The organism is Nostoc sp. LEGE 06077, from assembly GCF_015207705.1.
Taxonomy (GTDB): domain Bacteria; phylum Cyanobacteriota; class Cyanobacteriia; order Cyanobacteriales; family Nostocaceae; genus Nostoc_B.
Genome location: NZ_JADEWI010000128.1, coordinates 1 through 1180, shown reverse-complemented (window position 1 = coordinate 1180; position 1180 = coordinate 1). Strand labels below are relative to the sequence as shown.

General features: G+C 44.2%; 1 protein-coding gene. It reads right to left on the bottom strand.

Going from position 1 to position 1180, the window contains the following annotated elements:
- Positions 1 to 31: 31 nt before the first annotated feature.
- On the bottom strand, positions 32 to 1180 hold a 1149-nt coding region (dnaB, locus tag IQ244_RS32200), incomplete at its 5' end, for a replicative DNA helicase (protein ID WP_193900711.1).

The following is a 1180-nucleotide window of genomic DNA, read 5'->3' as shown; positions in this document are numbered from 1 at the left end:
GGTCAGAGAAATGTTTCCCTGACCATGCTTTTTAAGGCCAAACACTTCGCTCTGGCTGCGAACGCACCATATTCTTAAATTTTGTAAAAGGTGCATCAAACAGCAGCTTGATTGTGCCTGTAGCCCCGTCGCGGTTTTTAGCAAGGATAATCTCTGCAACTCCTCTATCTACCGTACTTGGGTCGTAATATTCATCACGATATAACATAATTACTTTGTCCCCGTCTTGCTCAATCCCGCCGCTGTCACGTAAATCAGAGAGCATGGGGCGTTTGTTATTCCGGCTTTCTACTGCTCTTGATAGTTGCGATAAACACAGTACAGGAGTCTGCAACTTCATTGCTAAACGCTTCAGTCCACGTGTTAACTTTTCTATCTCATTGTTCCTGTTACCAGAACCGAAGCTATCCATCAGTTGCAGGTAATCTACGACGATTAACCCTAAATCACGGCGCTCTCGTGCCATAATTTTCCGACACTCAGCCTCAATGTAAGTTAATGGTGGGTCTGGGCGGTCATCAAGGTAAACAGGTAACTCTGATAATGTGCCGATGCCCTGTGATAGTGATTGCCATTGTGTATCAGAGATACGTCCTGATTTCAAATAACCGCTTTCTATATTCGCTTCACTTGAAAGCGCTCGCATGGCAATTTGCAACTTTGACATTTCCAAACTGAACACGACCACAGGATATCGATATGCGGATGCCAGATGAAAAGCTATTTGAGCCGCAAAAGCAGACTTGCCCATTGCCGGACGACCCGCAGCAATAATTAAGTCAGTACGATTAAATCCAGCCGTTAGAGCATCAAGGTCATAAAAGCCTGTAGGAATGCCAGATAATACCTTACCTTGGCTACGGTCTTCAATTTCCTGATATAAATTAACAACTACATCTGAAATGTGATTAGCTCCCGTAGCATTAGACGATCGCTGCAACTGGTAGATCAAGTCCTGCAATTGTTCAAAGGCTTGCTCTAAAGGTGCTTCTTCATCTGACTTGTGCTGCAACTCCATTGCAAGGTTTCCCAGTCTGCCGAGTTCACGGCGCTTCCATTTATCCACAACTACAGATGCAAGCGCATCAATGTTAACTGCTGATACAGTCTTATCAACCAGCGATGCTAGTTTGTTTCGCCCACCGATAATTTCTAATAAGCCATTATCAGTTAGATAGTT